The sequence below is a fragment of the Cupriavidus sp. 8B genome (genome assembly GCF_054589115.1).
The window spans coordinates 111549-131053 of sequence record NZ_BAAILO010000026.1 but is presented as its reverse complement, the minus strand read 5'-3'; the positions used below and the strand labels follow the sequence as shown (position 1 = coordinate 131053).

Sequence of the window (19505 nt, the reverse complement as noted above, 5' to 3'; positions counted from 1 at the left end):
CTACTGGCTGGCCGGAGCGGTTGCCCCGGCAGTCGAGGGGGCGTTAGCGTGAAGGCCCGGATCCGGGCTGGCCGGCGGCGTATCCGCGGCGGTGCCGGCCGTGCCATTCTGGGTGCTGTCCTGCGAGCGCTGGCGACCCCGGCCGCGGCCAACGCCACGCCCGCTGGCGCCCATCGGCGCGGCATGGTTCTGCCGCAGCTCCTGGTTGATGCTGTCCACCGTGCGCGGCGAAGGCGTCATGCGCGCGAAATTGCTCTGGATCGCGTTCATGGCTTCGTCGCCGCCGGCGGGCGAGCCCTGCGCAAAGGCGGCGGATGCCAGCCATAACGTGGCCGCCACGGGAATCAGGCGGGAAGTACGGGCGCTGAGGATCATCGTGATGTCCTTCGTGATGTCCTTCGGGGTGGTCGCCGGGGTTGTCACAATCCCGGCGGATGCTAGCAGCGTGGCCTGCCGGCGGGCAACGCGGCGCCAAGCCGATTCCGTTTCAGTGTTCACCGGCTTGTTTCAACGTATTACCAAGCGGCGCCACGTGCCCAAGCGAGATGGCCTTACGCCAGGTTCTGCCCGATACGCCACAGCACCCCTGACGGATCCAGCAGCACGAAGTCCCGCATCTTCCAGGCCTGGTCCTGCGGCGGTACCAGCCGCACGCCGTAGCGCCCCGCGAGGTCCTGCGCATTGACCTTATCCCACCAGGCCTCCACGTCCTCCACCAGCAGGTGCATCATCAGGTTTTCGGCCAGGTCCTGCACGTAGAAATTCTGCAGCATGAAGCTGCATGACCCGCAGTGCAGGTAGGCCAGGCTGTCGTCGCTCCACGGCATGACGAAACCCAGGTCCTGGTAGAACTGCTTGGAGAGCGCGAAGTCCCGGGCGGGCACGAAGGCCTTGAGTTCGATGGCGGTCAGGTTGCTCATGGTGTCGGTGTCATCAAGCCTGGCCCATGCCGGTGGCTTTGGCTGGCTTTAGTAGGAACGCAGGGCAATGCCCCAGCGCTGCTGCACGCGCGTCACGATCCAGACATTGTCGTGTTGGCTCAGCACGGTGCCATCGGCGCCGCGCCGTGTGTAGATCACACGGAAGTATAGCTTGTCGGCACTCGCCAGGATGGGCGTCGTCTGCTGGCGGTCATGGCTATGGCGTGCGGGGGGCCGGCCCCCTGCCGTGCCCCCTCGCCAGCGGCGCGGTTCAGAGCTGCGCTGCGTGATGCCGGATATGGTTCTCCATCAAGGTCGAGATGAAGTAGTAGCCGTGGTCGTAGCCCTCGTGCCGGCGCAGCATCAGCGGCTGCCCAACGGCGGCGCACGCTGCCTCGAACGCCTCGGGATACAGCTGCTCGGCGAGGAATTTGTCGGCGAGGCCCTGGTCGACCAGGATGCCGCGCGGGAAGGGCGCCTTTGCCTGGCGCGCCATCAGCGCCGAGGCATCGTATTGCTCCCAGCTGGCGCGATCCTCGCCCAGGTAGCGGCTAAACGCCTTCTCGCCCCAGGGGCAACGCGTGGGCGCCGCGATTGGCGCAAACGCCGATACCGAACCGAATCGCCCGGGGTGACGCTGCGCCAGCACCAGGGCCCCATGCCCGCCCATGGAGTGGCCAAAGACCCCGACGCGCTGCGGATCCGCGGGCAGCGCCGTGGTGACCAGGTCGAACAGCTCCTGCGCCACGTAGCTTTCCATGCGCCAGTGCTGGCTCCACGGCGCCTGCGTGGCGTCCAGGTAAAAGCCCGCCCCCACGCCGAAAGCCCACGACTCGGCCTCGCCGGCAATGCCGGTGTCGCGTGGGCTGGTATCCGGCGCCACCAGGATCAGGCCGTGCTCGGCGGCATAGCGCTGCGCGCCGGCCTTGATCATGAAGGTCTCTTCCGTGCAGGTCAGGCCGGCCAGGTAGAACAGCGCGGGCAGGCGCTGTTCGGGCTGGACCAATGCCTGCGCCGGCAGGAACACCGAGAAGCGCATCGGCAGGCCGATGGTGGCCGATGCATGGCGATAGAAGCGCTGCACGCCGCCGAAGCAGCCGTGCTCGGAGAGGAGTTCGAGCATGGCCGGCCTCAGTACAGCACGACCGAGCGGATCGACTCGCCGCGCTTCATCAGGTCGAAGCCCTCGTTGATGCGCTCCAGCGGCAGGGTGTGGGTGATCAGGTCGTCGATGTTGAGCTTGCCTTCCATGTACCAGTCGACGATTTTGGGCACATCGGTGCGGCCGCGCGCGCCGCCGAAGGCCGAACCCTTCCATTCGCGCCCGGTCACCAGCTGGAACGGACGGGTGGAGATTTCCGCGCCGGCCTCGGCCACGCCGATGATGATCGACTTGCCCCAGCCCTTGTGGCAGCACTCCAGCGCCTGGCGCATGACCTTGGTGTTGCCGATGCACTCGAACGAGTAATCGGCGCCGCCATCGGTCAGCTGCACGATATGATCCACCACGTTCTCGACATCGTTCGGATTGATGAAATGCGTCATGCCGAACTTGCGCGCCATGGCTTCGCGGCCCGGGTTCAGGTCCACGCCGATGATCTTGTCGGCGCCCACCATCTTGGCCGCCTGGATCACGTTCAGGCCAATGCCACCGAGGCCGAACACCACCACGTTCGCACCGGCTTCCACCTTGGCGGTAAACAGCACCGCGCCTACCCCGGTGGTCACGCCGCAGCCGATGTAGCAAACCTTGTCGAACGGCGCGTCCGGGCGGATCTTGGCCAGCGCGATCTCCGGCACCACGATGTGGTTGGCGAAGGTGGACGTGCCCATGTAATGGAAGATCGGCTTGCCGTCGATGGAAAAGCGCGAGGTGCCGTCAGGCATCAGGCCCTTGCCCTGGGTCGAGCGAATCGCTTGGCAAAGGTTGGTCTTGCGCGACAGGCAGAACTTGCACTGGCGGCATTCCGGCGTGTAGAGGGGAATCACGTGGTCGCCCGGCTTGAGCGAGGTCACGCCCGGGCCCACGTCGGTGACGATGCCGGCGCCTTCATGGCCGAGAATGGCCGGGAAGATGCCTTCCGGGTCGGCGCCCGACAGCGTGTAATAGTCGGTATGGCAAATACCAGTGGCCTTGATCTCCACCAGCACCTCGCCAGCGCGCGGGCCGTCCAGGTCCACGTCTTCCACGGTCAGCGGGGCACCGGCTTTCCAGGCGATGGCGGCTTTGGTCTTCATGATGTTGTCCTTGGTGATGGCAGGCAGCTCGGGTGCCGGCTCGATGTCTGGGGACGTAAGTCAGCACCGCGCGGAGCGAGCCCTGGCGCGGCGTCTTTCGTCAGCAGAGACTATACGTCGATCCGGTTGGCCATGGACGCCCGAAGCGGCGGATTTGGCCCTGGGCGCCACCAGTTTGGCCAAAAACGTGGGGTGGCTGGCCGGGGCGGTTGACCCGGCCGGTGGCTGCGGCTTAAATGCCGGTTCTACCCATGCGCTGCAGCACATGCCAATGCACTCGCCATATTGCCTTCCCGCCTCGCCCGCTCGCTCCCGGGTAAGTGCATGAACGCCGTCCAGGAGCCTGCGGCATCTCGCGCCTCGCCAGTACAACGCGCCCTCTGGATCCTGCGTGCCCTGTCCGACCCGCAAGTGCGCCGCCTGTCCGACGTGGCGCGCGCCACCGGGCTGGACCCGGCCACCGCGTCGCGCTTGCTGGAGCTGCTGGTGGCGGAGGGCTTCGTGACCCGCGATGCCAGCCGGCGCTTTGGCATCGGGCCGGAGATCTTCCAGCTGGCCGACGTGGCCCAGCGCCGGGTCGACCTGCGCGCGCTGGCGCGGCCGAGCCTGGAGCGGCTGGTGGAGGAGTTCGAGGATACCGCCGTGCTCACCCTGGCGAGCCGGGGCGAATCGGTGGTGGCGGATATCGAGCTGGGCACCTTCCCGATCCGCGCCAACTATGTCGAGATCGGCACACGCCGCCCGCTCGGGGTGGGCGCAGGCAGCCTGGCGGTGCTGGCCTGGATGCCGGAAGCCGAGCGCGCTGCGCGGGCCAGGCTTGGCAAGGTGCAGCGCGCGCGTTACCCGCGCCTCACGCCCGAGGTGATCGGCGAGCAGATCGAGGCCGCCCGCGCGCGCGGCTATGCCTTGTTCCTGGATTGGGTGGTCGACAAGATGGGTGGCATCGCCGTGCCGTTGCTTGACTACGAAGGCCGCCCGCTGGGCGCGTTGAGCGTGGCGGCGCTGAGCGAGCGGATCTTGTTTCGCGAGGCGAAGATGGCGCGCAGGCTAAAGGAGGAGGCGCGGCGCATCACTAGTGCGTGGGCGCGCCGGGCGCTAGGCGAGTAGCGAGTATCCAGGCCGGTCGCGCCCTCAAGGCATGTCGAACTGTTCCGTCGGCTTGCTCTGGTCCAGTTCCGGCAAGCCTGCGGAATACATCACCGCCCAATTGTCCGGGCCCAGGCCGCCATCACGACAAGGCAGGCTGGCGATGCGCTTTTGGTCTTTCTCCACGACCAGCCCCTCCTTCTCCCAGCCCTTGCCGCTGCCGGCATAGACCACATAGTCGTAGCCGCCGTTGGAGAACCTGAAGTAATCGGTGCCGCCGCCGGAGTATGCCGTGACACCCCACCGGAAGTGCTTGCGCGGATCCTCCGTGAGTTTCGGATACGCCAGCTCGACGGCGCCCTTTTTTCCGAAGCGGTACTGCACATACCCCTTGGTCTTGGAGAGATCCGGCGAAGCACACAGCGACACAAGCTTGTTGCCCTTGACCGTGCAGGAGAAGGCAACCTGTTCGTCCTTCATGCAAAGCGAGTCGCGGGCCGTTGCCGTCAGCGAGAACATCGAAAGCAGCAGGGCGCCAATGGCGCGATGCGGGTGGGACATGTATGACTCCAAGGGCGGATCAGGCGAGCAGGGCAGCTTGATCGAACGCGACGAATTCGCAGCCGTAGTGGTGTACCACATCAGCGCCTGTGTTCACCAGCTGGTAACGAACCACGCGAACACCTACCTCGAGCCTGGCCAGCGTGCCGAAGCTGAGGATGCCTTTGGGGAGCACCGTTCCGACGGCCAGCGCAGTTGCATCCGGTGCGCGCGATCGCAATCCCACGCCGGAAGTCGACAGGTCGGCAATGTCCAGGATGAGCGCGCTGCCGTCAGGCAGCCCGGTCTTGAACGTGTACTTGAAATCCAGCGTCTCCGCCCGGTAGTCCCGCCGGCGCTGCACCTGCGACAGCCTCTGCGGGAACGGCACGGCGAATGCGGGGGCGCCGGCGAATACGCAGCGCTGCGGGGCGCCGAGGGCAAGCGTGACCGATACATCATCGAGCACAGTCGAAAGCTCGCTCTGCGCGCTGGCCAGTATCGCCTGATTGTCAGGCTCGCTCTCGCATCCCTCAAGCGTAAACAGGCGCGCTGCCGCATCCACGAACAACACCCGCGAGCGCAGGGTGCGCCCGTCCGGCAAGCGCAAGTCAAGGTAGCGCTCCTGCGTGGCCAGCACGTCAAGCATCTCGCGGATCTCGTCCTCAAGCGCGTGCTGGAACCCATCCGGTGACGGCGGGCGAATCGAAGCGGGATCAAATGTGTGCATGGGTTGGTCTGGCTGGCAGGCGAAGGCGAAGGGCGACCGCAAGCATGGCCGCCAAACGTTGCCTAACGGCAGGAATATGCGGATCTTTAATCCGGGCGCGCGAGAGGATGACCCGCATGGTAGTGCCAAGAAATTGGCGGGAAAGAGGGAGACGCCTCAAGAACCCGTTCGGCGATGCCGTTAGAACCGTCGCCATGCAACGAAAAACGAAAGCTACGAAGCCGAGCATGCAGCCTCGAAGCTGGACGCGTGGTGCGTCGTCCGATCCAATACCTAAAATGAGTTAGTTGCAATGAATCGTAGCGCTAGCGCCGCAGTTTTCCCGGGCCACCCGGCACCACTACCATGGCCTCGACAGCCATAGGCACGTCCTTGCCGCTTCCATTGGCGGCAAACGGCGATATCGAGCGGATCAGCGATCCGGGCCAGGTACTTGAGATCCTCCAGGATCTGGTGCGCAAGCGCATCCGACTCCATCTCCATCCTGCGCAGCAGTGCCGGGTGGCCTCGAGCTTTCTGTTTATCGACCCATCCAAAGGCACCTGCGTGCTCGCCTGGTGCCGCAATGGCGTGGAGCTGGAGGCGATCCTGAACGCCAGCGATATGGCGGCTTCGGCATCGATGGGCGACATCACGTTCCAGTTCCGCATCGCTTGCGCCGCCGTCACCCGTTTTGATGGCGGACCGGCATTTCTCGCCCCGTACCCCACCGGGATCTACCAAGTCCCGCGCCGCAGGCATTTCCGCGTCCGCCCGCAGGAGGACAAGAACTTTCGTTGCCAGCTTCTGTTAAGCGACGGCCAGCTTGTGGAAATGGAAGTGGCTGACGTGTCGGTGTCCGGCGTGGGCTTGCGCTCCATGCGAGTTGGCCCGGATCGTTTGCCGGTCGGTACGCGAATCCCGCAATGCCAGCTGGATTTTGGCGAACTGGGCGCGCTGAACCTGGCGCTGCAGGTGGTGCGGCATCGAAAGACCTGGCGCGGCGATGAGGCCCACCATCATTTTGGCTGCTACTTTGGCCGCGTTGATGTCCAGACCGAAAAGTGGCTGCAGCGCGTGGTGTTTGCCTTGGAGCTGGCTGGCCGCGAGTGAACAGGCGGCTGAGCATGGCCGCGGCCCTTGCCGCACATCAAGATGGCCCCTTGCCGGCATTGCGCACAAAGCGCTGCTCTGTCACCGCAGCCCCCCATTGCTGGCCTGGTGCCTCCTCCGCAAGTTGAAAGCCATGGGACTCATAGAGATGGCGCGCGGCATCGAGCCCCTTGAATGTCCACAGGTAGGTTTGCTCGAAACGGGCGTCCGCGAAGGCCAGCGCGCGTTCCAGCAATTGGCGTCCGATGCCGGTGCCCCGCAAGGCGTTGTCGACGATAAACCAGCGCAGGTGCGCGAGCCCGGTGGCCGGGTCGCCATCGATGGCGATGCTGGCCAGCGACCGGCCGCCCTCCAGGCATAGCCACAATTGCTTGTGGGGCGAAGGAAGGCTGGTGGCGAAGCTGGCGAGCTCGGTGGCCACCTTGTGCTCGAAGAAGCTGCCGAAGCCTGCCAGTTGCGAATAGAAGCGGGCATGCAGGCTGGCGATGTCGCCGATGCACCCCGGCCGATAGCCTTCCTGTATCCCGCTGTGCGCGTCGGCATCGTCCGCAGTTGTTATTTGCGCGTTGTCGGCTGCGAGCGCATCCGCATAGATCGCCAGGGAGCGCACCAGCAATTGCTGGTCGGCCGGGGTCAGCCGCCGCAATGCGCTGGAGACCTGTTCCGTGGCAAAACCATCAATCTGGTGGTGCAAGCGGGTGCCTGCCTCGGTCAGGTACAGGTGGGACGAGCGGCCGTCTTCATTGGCAGCGGTGCGAACCACCAGCCCTAACGCTTCGAGCTTGGCGAGCTGCCTGCTGGTGTTGGACTTGTCCAGGCGCAGGATGCTGGCCAGGTCGCGCGCCTGCAGCCCCGGTGCCAGCCCGATCTCGATGATGGCGTGCACCGCGGAGGGCGCCAACTGGCTATCGGCCAGGGTGGTCCGCATAAAGCCAAGCTCGCGGACCAGCTTTCTGGAGAACACCCTGAGCGCGGCGATGGTGTCGTCACGCGACTCGGGCAGGGACTCGACGATATCCATGGTGGCTCCATTGGTTGCGGATCGCAACCATATTAGTTGCGAACCGCAAACTTTTCAAGGAAGCCGAAAAGAGGCGAAAACGGCAGCTAAGCAGCTAAGCAGCAGCTATTGCACCGGACCCCGCAGCAACGGCGCCAATGCCTCGGGCACCTCCACCTCGAACCGCAGCACCGCGCTGGCCAGCGCCTTGCCATAATTGTCGAGCGCCAGGCTGCGCGAGACCCCGCCGCCGAGCGCGCCATGCGCGACGAAGTTGAGCACCTGCAACCCGTCGGCTTCGAAGCGCTCGACCTTGCCGGTGACCACGCCGCCATACAGGGTCTTGAAGGCTTGGGCGGTGAGCTGCGCCTTGAGATACGGGTAGAACGCGGCGTCGTAGGCGATGACCGAGGTATTCGAGATATCGCCCTTGTCGCCGGAACGGGTATGCGCCACGCGCCGTAGCAGAACTTTCATGTCATGTGCCTCGCAGCGAATCAAAAGGAGTGGATCCAAGAAAGCGGATCCAAGAAAGGGGATCAAAGGAAGTGGATCTCGGACCTGATCTGCACGCGCGGCACCAGGGCCGACCACACGCCGATGATCTCGCGCGTGCGCTCCTGGTGCGGTACGCGCTTGCCGGTGGAGGCGAGCCCGCACACGGCCATGCTGTCGATCTCGCGGCCGACCTTGGCGGCTTCGGCGCGGGTGAGGGTGCGCGCGGCCACGCGCACCGCGATCTCGTTGGGCTCGCAGGACGGCGCCGGCGAGGCCTCGCCGTGGATGGCGTTGACGCCGAGGAAGTCGATGCGCAGCGCCTGCGCGTCCAGCGCGGCCAGCTGGAACCGGTGCTCAAGGATGGTCTTGGCCAGCCGCGCCTTTTCCAGGCAGCCGGGGCCGGCGTAGAAGAACATGTCCTCGCCGATAAAGCCCTCCGTGCAGCCCAGCGATACCTTGAGCGTGGGCGTGCGCGGCGATCCGCTGATGCCGCTCACGCGGACCTGGTCGGGCGCAAGCTGCTCCAGTTGCGCCGTGGTGAAGTCCACCACCACGTCCGGCGTGATGTAGCGTCGCGGGTCGTGCACCTCGTAGAACATCTGCTCCTTGACCGTTTGCAGGTCGATGCGGCCACCGGTGCCGGCCACCTTGGAAATCACGGCCGTGCCGCTCGCGTCCACCTCGGCAATCGGGAAGGCCAGGTTCCACGGCTCGGGCACGTCCTTGTAGCCCGGATCGCCAAAATAGCCGCCGGTCACCTGTGCGCCGCATTCCAGCAAATGGCCGATGGCGCTGCCGCGCGCGAGCAGTTCGGTGTCTTCAGTTTTCCATCCGAACGCATGCATCATCGGTGCGAGAAACAACGAGGGATCGGCCACGCGGCCCGTCACCACGATCTGCGCGCCGGCTTCCAGCGCGCGCACGATCGGCTCCGCGCCCTCATACGGCTCGGCCGAGATCAGCGAGTCGCGCAGGGTGGCGATGGGCGCGCCGGTTTCCAGGATTTCCAGGGGCTGGTCGCAGATGGAGCTGGTCAGGTCTGTGGTGGTGATGGCCGCGATCTTCACGCCGGCCAGGCCGATCTCCTCGCACAGCCGGGCGATGCGCCGCGCAGCGCCCAGCGGATTGATCCAGCCCTGGTTGCTGACGATGCGCGTGCCGTTGGCGATGCAGTGCGGCAGCACGGCGCGCATGCGTTCATCGAGGTAGGTGTCGTAGCCTTCGAAGGCGGGGTCGCGGCGCTTTCGCACCTGCGCGGCGCTGACGGTGGCCTCGGCCATGGTCTCGAAGCAGAGGAAATCGAGCTTGCCGTGCTGCGCGCTCAGCGCCGCGGGTTCGACGCGGTCGCCCCACCAGCCGGAGCCCGAGCCGATACGGAGGGTCTTTGCTGCCATGACGGGATCCTTGGTTTGTTGTCTTGCGTGGCGTCTTGGGGTTACTGGGCCTGGATGCCTGCGCTTTTGATCACGCGCGACCATTTCTCGGTATCGGCGCGAATCACGGCGGCGAAGGCGGCGGGGGATTCGCCGCCGGGCACCGCGCCAAGCTGCTCGATGCGCTGCTTGACCTCGGGCGTGGCCAGGATCCTGGCCACGGTTTGCTGCAGGCGCGCCACCAGCGCGGGCGGCGTGCCGGCCGGGGCCAGGAGGCCGAACCATGAGTTCACCACGTAGCCGGGCAGGCCGGATTCCGCCACGGTGGGCACATCCGGCAGGATCGGCGAGCGCTGCGGGCTGGTCACCGCCAGCGCGCGCACCTTGCCGGCCTGGATTTGCGCCAGCGCCGAGGGCAGGTTGTCGTACATAAGGTTGACCTGGCCCGCCAGCAGGTCGGTCATCGCGGGCGCCGCGCCCTTGTACGGCACGTGCTGCATCTTCACGCCGGCCATGCTGTCGAGCAACTCGCCGGACAGGTGCGGCGAGCCGCCGGTACTGGTGGAGGCGTAGTTGAGGCCGCCCGGCCGCTGCTTGGCCAGCGCGATCAGCTCGGCCACGGATTTGACCGGCAGCGTGGCATTGGTCAGCAACACATTGGGCGAGTTGGCAACCAGCGTCACCGGCGCGAAGTCCTTGGCCGAGTCGTATGGCATGCGCGCGTAGATGAACTGGTTGGTGACCTGGGTGCCGAGCGTGCCCATCAGCAGCGTGTAGCCGTCCGGCGCGGCCTTGGCCACGGCATCTGCGCCGATGTTGCCGCCCGCGCCGGGCCGGTTGTCCACCACCACGGTTTGTCCCAGCGCCTCGCCCAGCTTCTGCGCCACCAGGCGCGCGAGGATGTCGGTGGTGCCACCGGGGGTGAAGGGCACCACCAGCCGCAGCGGCTTGGCGGGGTAGTTGTCCACTGCCCGTGCCGGCAGCGCAAGCTGGGCGCACAGGGCGGCGCAGGCCATGGCGGCCAGGCGGAGGGTGGCGCGTCGGTGCATCGTTGTCTCCTCGCAGGCGCCGCCTTGGCGGCAGTGCCCGGTGGTTGTGCCGTGTGCGCGGGTGCGCCGCAGCATTTCGTTTAATGAAATCTTTTGTGGATGATCTTATGCATGAGCCGGTTTGCAGGTCAAACAAAGGCTATGAATTTTCATTGAGTGAAAATTCGATGCGTCGCCAAGTGGCTCTGCGGCCCTGGTCCCGGTGGTGCCGCGCGAGCTGCCGATGGAGCTGGCCGCGCGGTTGGGCTGCGCGGTGATGACGGGCCCGGGCGCGGTGGTCAATACCGCGCAGGTACGCATGGGGCGTGGCGGTGGTGGGGACGGCGGCGTGGGTTTGTCGGCCGTGCCGGGCGCGCTGGCGGCGGGCGCCTCGCGCGTAGATCGCGCTGTACCGCCAGGGCAAGCTGCCGGTGGACCGTTTGCTGACCGGCACGCTCCGGCTCGAAGACATCAATGAAGGCTTCGACCGGCTACGCACCGGGCAGGCGATCCGGCGGATGGTAACGATGGGGGACTAGGGCGGTGCTTGCCAGTAGCCGCGCTCAGTACCCTTGATACCCCTGGTACCCCTGGTACCCCTGGTATCCCTGATACCCCTGGTATTGCGGCTGCGGCGCCTGCTGATAGTAATAAGGCGCCGGCTGCGGCCCGCATGGCACGTACGCGCGATCGTAATCCCGATAGCAGTATCCCGGCGGGGGGCCATATGCCGGCTGGGGCGGCGCGGCTACGACGACCGGCTGGCTGGCCATGGCGGTACCGACGACTGCCAGCCCGACCAAGGCGCCGATGGCCAGCGCTACCGCGCCGGCCGAACCGCCACCGCCATGGTAGCCGCCATCGTGGTAGCGGTCGCGTGCCGAGGCAGGTCCTGCGGCCAGCAGCGCGGCGGCGATGAGGCCCGCGCCGATGACGCGGGTGGCACGATGGGTGTTGCGCATGACTGACTCCTTGAGACGGCCAGCGAGGGCGGCTGGCCATGACGTCATCTTAGGGGTCAGGCGTCTGCGGAATATATTGGCGCGGTTAGCAGATGTAACGCCAATGTCACCGTGAGCACGCCGGTCAGGGGGCGGGGCGCGGCGGCGGTGGGGGCGATTGCGGGGCCGGAGGAGGCGGCGCAGCGTCGGCGCCCGGGGCGGCCTGGGGCGGCGCCTTCTTGTGATGGTGCTTGTGCTTATGCTTCTTGTGCCGCGCCGGCTGGGCCGGCATGGGCGTTCTCGTGGCCCGCTCGCCCTGTGGCTGCTGCGGCTGGGGCGGCGCAAGCTGGGCGTGGGCGATGCCGCCAAGGGCAAGGGCGGCAGCCAGCGCGGCTGCCTTGAGGCTTGTTATTCCGGGTTTCATCGAGACTCCTCAAAAAATAATCCGTCACAACAGTCACAATTATCCGCACTGCGACGGCGGATGCAGTGTAGGACAAAGCCTGATTCGCGTATCGTGTTTGTCGCCGCTGCAGCAACAAGCCGGCTCAGGCGCCGCTGCGATCGCGCGGCACCGGCGCCATGCCAGCGCGGGACACCGACGGCGCGGTCCCGGCCTGGCCTTCATGCTGCCGGCCAAGCCACCATCCCAGCCAGGCCCATCCCAGCGCCAGCACGGCGCCGGTGAGCGCCACCACGGCCGGGTGGCCGGAAAGCCCATCGATGGCGGTCTTGATCCAGGCACTGACGGCATCGCCGGCGCGATAGACCGCGGTGTCAATCACATTCTTGGCCTTGTACTTGGTCTCGGCATCCACCACGGTAAACAACATCTCCCGCCCTGGGCGCAGCAAGGCGTATTCCCCAACGCGGCGCAGGATCATCACGCCGGCCAGCACGCCGAATGCCGGCCACAGCGCCAGCACCAGGAAGCCCGCCGCCACCGCCAGCGGCACCGCCGTGAGCAGGGAGGTCACGCCATAGCGCCGGGCGATGCGCCCCGACAGGAACACCTGCACCAGGATGGTCAGCGCCTGCACGATGGCGTCGATGGCGCTGAACACCTGGGTCTGCTGCGTGCGGCTGGGGAAGGTCTGCGCTACCAGCCTGGCCTGCTCGAAGTAGAGAAAGGTGCTGGCCGTGGCCAGCAGGATCACGAACAGGCTGATGCCAAGCAGGTAGCGCGACCGCGCCACCAGCGTAAGCCCCGCCCAGAGCCCGCCCCCGATGGGGTGGGCCGGGTCCTGCACCGGCACCGGATCGTCCGCCACCGGCACGCCCGCGCCGGCGCGCTTGCGCCAGCCAAACAAGTAGCCCACGCCGGGCAGCGTGGCCGCCAGCAGCGCGGCCGACAGCACCATCAGCCCGGTCAGGCCGATGCGCGTCACCAGCCAGCCCCCTAGCAGCGGGCCGGCCAGGCCGCCCGCGCTGGCCCCGGCGGCCAGCAGGCCGAACACCCGGCGCGCCTGGCCGGGACGGAACACATCCGCCATCAGGCTCCACGCCACCGACACCACGAACAGGTTGAAGACCGACAGCCAGACGTAGAACACCCGCGCCAGCCAGATGCTGTCCGGCGCGCCACGCGTGGCCACCGCAAAACCCAGCAGGTTGGCGATAAAGAACGCATAGACCCAGGGCACGAAACGCCGGCGGGGCAGCCGCGCGCTGCACAAGCCATAGAACGGGATGGCCACCAGCATGACCACGAAGGTGGCGGTAAACAGCCATTGCAGGTTTTGCACGCCGCCGGCAATGCCCATGGTTTCCCGCACCGGGCGCAGCATGAAGTAGCTGGCGAACAGGCAGAAGAAGAACAGGAACCCGGCCACGACGGCGCCGCCTTCGCCGGGCTGGATGCCAAGCCCGTGCCGGGTGGCCTGCGTGGTGTTCGTGGGGTTCGTGGGGTTTGCCATGATGGGCTCAGGCAGCCAGCAGCGCGGCAATGCGCTCGCGCTGGCGGGCATCGGGCATGCGGCCAAGGCCCGCGCCGAGATTGTCCTGCATGTTGCGGGGCTTGGAGGTGGCGGGGATCGCCGCCGTCACCGCGGGGTGGCTGACGATGAATTTCAGGAAGATCTGGGCCCATGACGCACTGTCGATCTCGCCGGCCCAGGGCGGCAGCGGCCGGTCCTTGAAGGCGCGGAACAGGCGTCCGTCCTGGAACGGGCGATTGACCAGCACGGCGACGCCGCGCTCCTGGCACAGCGGCAGCAGCGTGCGCTCGGCATTGCGCTCGGCCAGGGAGTAGTTCAGTTGCACAAAATCCAGGCGTTCGCTGCGCACGATCTGCGCCAACGCTTCGTGCGCGTCCTCGCGATAGTGGGTGATGCCGACATAGCGCGTCTTGCCCTGATCCTTCAACTGGCGCGCAAAGCGCAGGTTGTCGCGCCAGTCGATCAGGTTGTGGACCTGTAGCAGATCCACGGTATCGCTATGCAGGTCGCGCAGCGACTGTGCCCATTGCGCCTGCGCCGAACTGCCGGCGGAGGTGGAGATCTTGGTGGCCAGGAAGACCTTGCCGCGGGCATTGGCGTCTTTCAGCAGGTCGCCGGTGACGCTTTGCGCGCTGCCGTAGCTGGGCGCGGTGTCGATCACCGAGCCGGGGGTTTGCAGCAGCAGGGCCAGGACCTCGGCCAGCGGGGCGCGTTCGGCGCGCTCGGTTCCTACGTTGAAGGTGTTGGCCGTGCCCATGCCGATCACCGGCAGGGTTTCGTGGCCGCCGGGCAGCGGGCGGCGCAACGGGCCAGGTGCGGCCAGCGCCGCGAGCGCGCCGGCGGGCAAGGCGCCGCAGGCCATGCCGAGTGCGGCGGCGAGGCATGCGCTGCCGCCAAGGAAGCGGCGTCGGTCAGATGACATGGCGATCTCCTTGCGGAAGGGCTCGGATCCTCGCTGCCCAAGCCGCGGCAAGCGGTGCGGCATTTCGTCACTGCCCGGCAGGGCGCCGCGTGGCTGGCTTAAGCTGGTGGACCCGAACCGGGTCATCTTCTCACAGATCACAGATAGGAATCCTGCCGCCATGGTCGCACTTGCGGTTACCTGCATCTATCTGCTGCTAGCTGGCGTGCACGTGTACTGGGCGCTGGGCGGCCGCCTGGGCAAGCACGCGGCGGTTCCCCGCCCTGCCGCGCAAGGCCAGCGCCGGCGCGACGGTGCCAGCGGAGCCGGTCATGGTGCCCGCCTTCACGCCCACGCGTAACGGCACGCTGCTGGTGGCCGCCGGGTTGGCGGGGCCTGGCGTACGTGGCGATCCTCCCGCCCTGAGCGTTGCCGCAGTCCCGGCAGCCGTACGCGCCGTATCGCAAGAACCCCCGATTGCAAAATGAAGTGGCGCGTCTGACAATGCCCAGCATCAGAGGCCGGGCGCTGCCGCCACGGCCCATCCGGGCGGCCAGGCGGGCAACGAAAACGGGAGGCGGGAGACCAGGATGCGCACCCAGGTCGCGATCATCGGCGCCGGGCCGGCAGGCTTGCTGCTGGGCCATCTGCTGCACCGCGCCGGCGTCGATGCCGTGGTCATCGAGGACTGCAGCCGCCAGCACGTGGAAGGACGCATCCGGGCTGGCGTGCTGGAGCAGGGGACGGTCGACCTGCTGGTGGCATCCGGCGTGGGCGAGCGCCTGCAGCGCCAGGGCCTGCGCCACCATGGCATCGACCTGCTGTACGACGGGGTCCGCCACCACATCGATCTGTCCGGCCCAACCGGCGGCCGCGCCATTACCGTGTACGGCCAGCACGAAGTGGTCAAGGACCTGATCGCCGCGCGCCTGGCGGATGGCGCGCCCATCTTGTTCGAGGTCGGCGGCGTGGCCTTGCATGGCATCGACGGCGGCAAGCCCAGCGTCACGTTTGCGCACGGCGCCAGGCGCCACACGCTGCATTGCGACTTCATCGCAGGCTGCGATGGTTTTCATGGCGTCTCGCGCGGGGCGATTCCGCCGGCTGCGCTGCAGGTGTTTGAGCGGACCTATCCGTTTGCGTGGCTGGGCATCCTGGCCGAGGCCGCGCCCGCCGCGCAGGAACTGATCTACGCCAGCCATGCGCGCGGCTTCGCGCTGTTCTCGATGCGCTCGCCGCAGATCACGCGGCTCTACCTGCAATGCCGCCCCGACGAGGATCTCGCCCAGTGGCCCGACGCGCGGATCTGGCAGGAACTGCACGCTCGCCTGGAGACGGGCGACGGCTGGCGGCTCAACGAGGGCCCGGTGCTGCAAAAGGGCGTGACGCCGATGCGCAGCCACGTGGTGGAACCCATGCAATATGGCCGGTTGTTCCTGGCCGGGGACGCCGCCCATATCGTGCCGCCCACCGGCGCCAAGGGCATGAACCTGGCCGTGGCCGACGTGCGCACGCTGGGGCGGGCACTGGCCGCCCACTATGGTGAGCGCCGCGACGACCTGCTTGCTGCATACTCCGCCACTTGCCTGCGGCGGGTCTGGCGCGCCGAGCATTTCTCCTGGTGGATGACCTCGTTGCTGCATCGTTTTCCCGACCAGACCCCGTTCATGGCGCGGCTGCAGCAAGCCGAGCTTGAATACGTTACCGCTTCGCCCGCCGCCGCAGCGACCCTCGCGGAGAACTATGTCGGGCTGCCATTCGCCACCTTCGAGGGCGCGTGAGTGCCCGCCTCGACCGGACCACAGGAGACGTCATGACAAAGGTTGGTTGCCCGCCATCGTGGCCGGGGGAGGGCCGGCGATGATCGCCAGTTTCCTCGGCGTGCTGTTCGACGGGCTGGCCTATGGCTGCTTGCTGTTCCTGATCAGCGTAGGGCTGTCGGTGACCATGGGCCTGATGAATTTCGTCAACCTGGCCCACGGCGCGTTCGCCATGTTCGGCGGCTACGTGGCGGTGGTGCTGATGAGCCGGGCCGGCGTGCCCTTCCTGGCGACGCTGCCGCTGGCCTTCGCGCTCGCGGCTGCCGTGGGCTGGGTGCTGGAGCGCACCCTGTACCGGCGCCTGTACCGCGCCAGCCATCTCGACCAGGTGCTGTTCTCGATCGGGCTGACCTTCATGGCGATCGCGGGGGCCACCTACGTGTTCGGGCCGGGACAGCAGCCGGTGGCGCTCCCCGCCTTCCTGCTGGGCCAGGTGCGGGTGGCGGGCCTGGACCTTGGGGCCTATCGCCTGTTCCTGATCGGCGTGGTGGTGGTCATCACCGCGGCGCTGGGCTGGCTGGTGGCGCGCACGCGCTTTGGCGCGCAGGTGCGCGCGGCGGTGGATAACCAGCAGGCGGCGCGCGGCCTGGGCATCAATGTGGAGCGGGTATTCAGCCTGGCCTTCGCGCTTGGGTCCGGGCTGGCCGGGCTGGGCGGCGGGCTGGGCATCGACGTGCTGGGGCTCGATCCGTCGTTTCCGCTCAAGTACATGGTGTATTTCCTGCTGGTGGTGGCGGTGGGCGGCGCGGGCACCATCCGCGGGCCGCTGGTGGCGGCGCTGCTGCTGGGCGTGGCCGATGTGGCCGGCAAGTATTACGTGCCGGCGGTAGGCGCCTTTGTCATCTACGCGCTGATGGTGGTGTTGCTGGTGCTGTTCCCGGCCGGTCTCTACGGGAGGCGGGCATGAGCGCCGTTGACGAGGTACCGAATCGCCCGAGCGTGCGGCGCGCCCGTCTGCCCGACGGGCGCTGGCGCGCTGGCGAGATCGTGTTCTGGCTGGTGCCGGTGGCGGTGTTCTTCCTGTTGCCCGGCTACCTGATCCTCGGCAGCCAGGTGCTGATCACCGGGCTCTTCGCGCTGTCTTTGGACTTGCTGCTGGGCTACGCCGGGATCGTCTCGCTGGGGCATGCGGCCTTCTTCGGCCTCGGCGCCTACACGGCCGGGCTGCTGGCCGCGCATGGCTGGGGCGAGCCGGTCTCGGGCCTGCTTGCGGCCGGCGCGGTGGCCGGCCTGGCGGGCTGGCTGGCGAGCTTCCTGGTGGTGCGCGGCGGCGACCTGACCCGGCTCATGGTCACCCTGGGCATCGGGCTGATGCTGTTCGAGGCGGCCAACAAGGCGGCCTTCCTGACCGGTGGCGTGGATGGCCTGTCGGGCGTCGCGATGGCGCCGTTGCTCGGGCTGTTCGAGTTCGACCTGTTCGGCAAGACCGCCTACCTTTACAGCCTGGTGGTCACGTTCCTGTTGTTCGTGCTGGTGCGCAGGCTGGTGGCTTCGCCCTTCGGGCTGTCGCTGCGCGGCATGCGCGAGGGCGCGCGCCGCATGCCGGCGCTGGGCGTAAACGTGCCGCGCCGCCTGGGCGCGGTGTTTGCCGTGGCGGCGGCGCTGGCCGGCGTGGCCGGCGGGCTGCTGGCGCAGACGACGCAGTTCGTCGGCATGGACGTGCTGGGCTTTCCGCGATCGGCGGAGCTGCTGGTGATGCTGGTGCTGGGTGGCGCGGGCCGGCTGTATGGCGCATTGCTCGGGGCGGCCGTGTTCATGATCGCGCAGGATGTGCTGGCGGGCATCAATCCGGTGTACTGGCAGTTCTGGATTGGCCTGCTGCTGGTGGTGATCGTGCTGTTCGCGCGCGGCGGGCTGATGGGCGCGCTGGATGCGCTGCGCCGCGGCATGCGCCGCAAGCCGGGAGGAGACCGGCCATGACCAGGTTGCTGCGTACCGAGGGGCTGTCCAAGTCCTGGGGCGGGTTTGCCGCCAATAGCGATATCTCCCTGCAGTTCCCGCCGGGCGCCCGCCATGCGCTGATCGGGCCAAACGGCGCTGGCAAGACCACCTTCATCAACCTGCTTACCGGCGCCTTGCCGGCCACAAGCGGCAGCATCTGGCTCGGCGACGAGGACATCACGCAACTGCCTCAGCACGCGCGGGTGCGGCGCGGCATGACCCGAACCTTCCAGATCAACACCTTGTTCCCTGGCCTGACGGTGCTGGAATCCGTGGTGCTCGCGGTGGCCGAGCGCAGCGGCGCCACCCGGATCTGGCATCGCACCGTGGCCTCGCAGCAGGCTCTGGCCGACGAGGCCATGGCGGTGCTGGCCAGCCTGCGGCTGGACGCCGATGCCGATACCGAGACGCGCAGCCTGCCATACGGCAAGCAGCGTTTGCTGGAAATCGCGCTGGCGCTGGCCACCCGGCCCGCCATCCTGCTGCTGGACGAGCCCGCGGCCGGCATCCCGGCCGGGGAGAGCGCTGAGCTGTTCGGCGTGATCGCCGGCTTGCCGCGCGACATCACCATCCTGTTTATCGAGCATGACATGGACCTGGTATTCCGCTTTGCCGAGCGCATCACGGTGCTGGTGGGGGGCCGCGTGCTGACCGAGGGCACGCCGGCGGAGGTCGGCGCCGATCCCCGCGTCAGGGAGGTGTACCTGGGGGAGGCCACGCATGACTGAACTGCTGCGGGTGCAGGGGCTGAGCGCGGGCTATGGCGACGCCGTGGTGCTGGACGGCATCGACCTGACGCTGGACGCCGGCGAGAGCCTGGCCTTGCTGGGCCGCAACGGGGTGGGCAAGAGCACGCTGCTGCTGACGCTGATGGGCCTGACCCGGCTGCGGCGCGGCAGCCTGTCCTGGCAAGGGCGCGACCTGGCGCGGTTGGCGGCGCACCAGCGCGCCGCCGCCGGCCTGGGATGGGTGCCGCAGGAGCGCTACGTGTTCCCGTCCCTGACCGTGGAGGAGCACCTGACGGCGGTGGCGCGTCCGGGCGTTTGGAACGTCGCGCGGGTCTATGAAGTATTTCCCCGGCTGCAGGAACGGCGCGGCAACCTGGGCAACCAGTTGTCCGGCGGCGAACAGCAGATGCTGGCGATTGCCCGGGCGCTCATGGTAAACCCGGTCCTGCTATTACTTGACGAACCGATGGAAGGATTGGCGCCTATCATTGTTCAGGAATTGCAGCATGTGATCCGCTGTTTGATCGAGGAAGGCGGCATGGCTGTGATCGTGGTGGAGCAGCACGCTCGCCTGGCGCTTGGCATGACCCGGCGCGCGATGGTGCTCGACCGCGGCAGGGTGGTGTTTGAGTCGAGCAGCACCGAGCTGCTGGCGGACAAGGGCAGGTTGGACAGGTTGCTGACGGTTGCGTGAGCCCGGCCCCGGTATGGTCAAACGGGGGCAGGCGATGG

General features: G+C 67.5%; 22 protein-coding genes. 8 read left to right on the top strand and 14 right to left on the bottom strand.

From position 1 onward, the window contains the following. From ACYP5B_RS02690 to ACYP5B_RS02675, 4 genes are all read right to left on the bottom strand, one after another. A complete protein-coding gene (locus ACYP5B_RS02690) occupies nucleotides 1-498 on the bottom strand; it encodes a hypothetical protein (RefSeq protein ID WP_459568458.1) in 498 nt (165 codons plus the stop codon). 53 nt (nucleotides 499-551) lie between these two features. Then, nucleotides 552-920 carry a VOC family protein gene (locus ACYP5B_RS02685; protein ID WP_318234849.1) on the bottom strand — a complete coding sequence of 123 codons (369 nt, stop codon included), beginning with the start codon at nucleotides 918-920 and terminating at the stop codon, nucleotides 552-554. Between the two features lie 271 nt (nucleotides 921-1191). Beyond that, complete coding sequence (gene fghA / locus ACYP5B_RS02680) at nucleotides 1192-2043, bottom strand: S-formylglutathione hydrolase (protein WP_459568456.1); 852 nt, start codon at nucleotides 2041-2043, stop codon at nucleotides 1192-1194. An 8-nt stretch (nucleotides 2044-2051) separates the two neighbouring features. Continuing rightward, nucleotides 2052-3158 carry an S-(hydroxymethyl)glutathione dehydrogenase/class III alcohol dehydrogenase gene (locus tag ACYP5B_RS02675; protein WP_318234851.1) on the bottom strand — a complete coding sequence of 369 codons (1107 nt, stop codon included), beginning with the start codon at nucleotides 3156-3158 and terminating at the stop codon, nucleotides 2052-2054. Between the two features lie 324 nt (nucleotides 3159-3482). On the opposite strand from ACYP5B_RS02675, the gene ACYP5B_RS02670 reads away from it, so the two are divergent. Then, a complete protein-coding gene (locus ACYP5B_RS02670; protein ID WP_459568454.1) occupies nucleotides 3483-4265 on the top strand; it encodes an IclR family transcriptional regulator in 783 nt (260 codons plus the stop codon). 24 nt (nucleotides 4266-4289) lie between these two features. On the opposite strand, the gene ACYP5B_RS02665 is transcribed toward ACYP5B_RS02670, so the two are convergent. Together ACYP5B_RS02665 and ACYP5B_RS02660 are read right to left on the bottom strand one after the other, a co-directional pair. Further along, nucleotides 4290-4805, bottom strand: coding sequence for a hypothetical protein (locus ACYP5B_RS02665; RefSeq protein ID WP_459568452.1), 516 nt, complete (start codon nucleotides 4803-4805; stop codon nucleotides 4290-4292). A 19-nt stretch (nucleotides 4806-4824) separates the two neighbouring features. Beyond that, complete coding sequence (locus tag ACYP5B_RS02660; RefSeq protein ID WP_400093458.1) at nucleotides 4825-5514, bottom strand: flagellar brake protein; 690 nt, start codon at nucleotides 5512-5514, stop codon at nucleotides 4825-4827. A 372-nt stretch (nucleotides 5515-5886) separates the two neighbouring features. On the opposite strand from ACYP5B_RS02660, the gene ACYP5B_RS02655 reads away from it, so the two are divergent. Then, nucleotides 5887-6606: a flagellar brake protein gene (locus ACYP5B_RS02655; RefSeq protein ID WP_459568451.1), complete on the top strand. Its 720-nt coding sequence runs from the start codon at nucleotides 5887-5889 to the stop codon at nucleotides 6604-6606. 37 nt (nucleotides 6607-6643) lie between these two features. On the opposite strand, the gene ACYP5B_RS02650 is transcribed toward ACYP5B_RS02655, so the two are convergent. The 8 genes from ACYP5B_RS02650 to ACYP5B_RS02615 form a co-directional block, all read right to left on the bottom strand. Then, the gene (locus ACYP5B_RS02650) at nucleotides 6644-7627 is read right to left on the bottom strand and encodes a bifunctional helix-turn-helix transcriptional regulator/GNAT family N-acetyltransferase (protein WP_459568449.1); all 984 of its coding nucleotides are present in this window, start codon (nucleotides 7625-7627) and stop codon (nucleotides 6644-6646) included. 105 nt (nucleotides 7628-7732) lie between these two features. After that, nucleotides 7733-8083: an AtuA-related protein gene (locus ACYP5B_RS02645; RefSeq protein WP_318234856.1), complete on the bottom strand. Its 351-nt coding sequence runs from the start codon at nucleotides 8081-8083 to the stop codon at nucleotides 7733-7735. Nucleotides 8084-8145: 62 nt separating this feature from the next. Then, nucleotides 8146-9498, bottom strand: a complete 1353-nt coding sequence (locus tag ACYP5B_RS02640; RefSeq protein ID WP_459568448.1) for an acyclic terpene utilization AtuA family protein — start codon at nucleotides 9496-9498, stop codon at nucleotides 8146-8148. 41 nt (nucleotides 9499-9539) lie between these two features. Next, nucleotides 9540-10526 (bottom strand): Bug family tripartite tricarboxylate transporter substrate binding protein, encoded by a 987-nt coding sequence (locus ACYP5B_RS02635; protein ID WP_400093450.1) that lies wholly within the window; start codon nucleotides 10524-10526, stop codon nucleotides 9540-9542. Between the two features lie 542 nt (nucleotides 10527-11068). Further along, nucleotides 11069-11467 carry a mechanosensitive ion channel protein MscS gene (locus tag ACYP5B_RS02630; protein ID WP_400093449.1) on the bottom strand — a complete coding sequence of 133 codons (399 nt, stop codon included), beginning with the start codon at nucleotides 11465-11467 and terminating at the stop codon, nucleotides 11069-11071. A 124-nt stretch (nucleotides 11468-11591) separates the two neighbouring features. Beyond that, the gene (locus ACYP5B_RS02625) at nucleotides 11592-11870 is read right to left on the bottom strand and encodes a hypothetical protein (RefSeq protein ID WP_400093447.1); all 279 of its coding nucleotides are present in this window, start codon (nucleotides 11868-11870) and stop codon (nucleotides 11592-11594) included. Nucleotides 11871-11994: 124 nt separating this feature from the next. After that, nucleotides 11995-13362, bottom strand: a complete 1368-nt coding sequence (locus tag ACYP5B_RS02620; protein WP_459568447.1) for an NTP/NDP exchange transporter — start codon at nucleotides 13360-13362, stop codon at nucleotides 11995-11997. 7 nt (nucleotides 13363-13369) lie between these two features. Continuing rightward, nucleotides 13370-14305 (bottom strand): aldo/keto reductase, encoded by a 936-nt coding sequence (locus ACYP5B_RS02615; protein WP_459568446.1) that lies wholly within the window; start codon nucleotides 14303-14305, stop codon nucleotides 13370-13372. Nucleotides 14306-14465: 160 nt separating this feature from the next. Between ACYP5B_RS02615 and ACYP5B_RS02610 the strand changes: the two genes are divergently transcribed. The 6 genes from ACYP5B_RS02610 to ACYP5B_RS02585 all read left to right on the top strand — a co-directional run bounded on the left by ACYP5B_RS02610 (nucleotide 14466) and on the right by ACYP5B_RS02585 (nucleotide 19467). Continuing rightward, the gene (locus tag ACYP5B_RS02610; RefSeq protein ID WP_400093444.1) at nucleotides 14466-14645 is read left to right on the top strand and encodes a hypothetical protein; all 180 of its coding nucleotides are present in this window, start codon (nucleotides 14466-14468) and stop codon (nucleotides 14643-14645) included. A 229-nt stretch (nucleotides 14646-14874) separates the two neighbouring features. Continuing rightward, nucleotides 14875-16065 (top strand): 4-hydroxybenzoate 3-monooxygenase, encoded by a 1191-nt coding sequence (gene pobA / locus ACYP5B_RS02605; RefSeq protein ID WP_400093442.1) that lies wholly within the window; start codon nucleotides 14875-14877, stop codon nucleotides 16063-16065. Between the two features lie 79 nt (nucleotides 16066-16144). Next, a complete protein-coding gene (locus ACYP5B_RS02600; RefSeq protein ID WP_400093440.1) occupies nucleotides 16145-17011 on the top strand; it encodes a branched-chain amino acid ABC transporter permease in 867 nt (288 codons plus the stop codon). Next, nucleotides 17008-18024: a branched-chain amino acid ABC transporter permease gene (locus ACYP5B_RS02595; RefSeq protein WP_400093439.1), complete on the top strand. Its 1017-nt coding sequence runs from the start codon at nucleotides 17008-17010 to the stop codon at nucleotides 18022-18024. Before ACYP5B_RS02600 ends, ACYP5B_RS02595 begins: the two co-directional genes overlap by 4 nt. Continuing rightward, nucleotides 18021-18773: an ABC transporter ATP-binding protein gene (locus ACYP5B_RS02590; RefSeq protein ID WP_459568445.1), complete on the top strand. Its 753-nt coding sequence runs from the start codon at nucleotides 18021-18023 to the stop codon at nucleotides 18771-18773. The genes ACYP5B_RS02595 and ACYP5B_RS02590 overlap by 4 nt, the downstream gene beginning before the upstream one ends. Next, entirely contained in the window at nucleotides 18766-19467 is a 702-nt protein-coding gene (locus ACYP5B_RS02585) for an ABC transporter ATP-binding protein (protein ID WP_400093436.1), read from the top strand. The genes ACYP5B_RS02590 and ACYP5B_RS02585 overlap by 8 nt, the downstream gene beginning before the upstream one ends. Nucleotides 19468-19505: the final 38 nt, after the last annotated feature.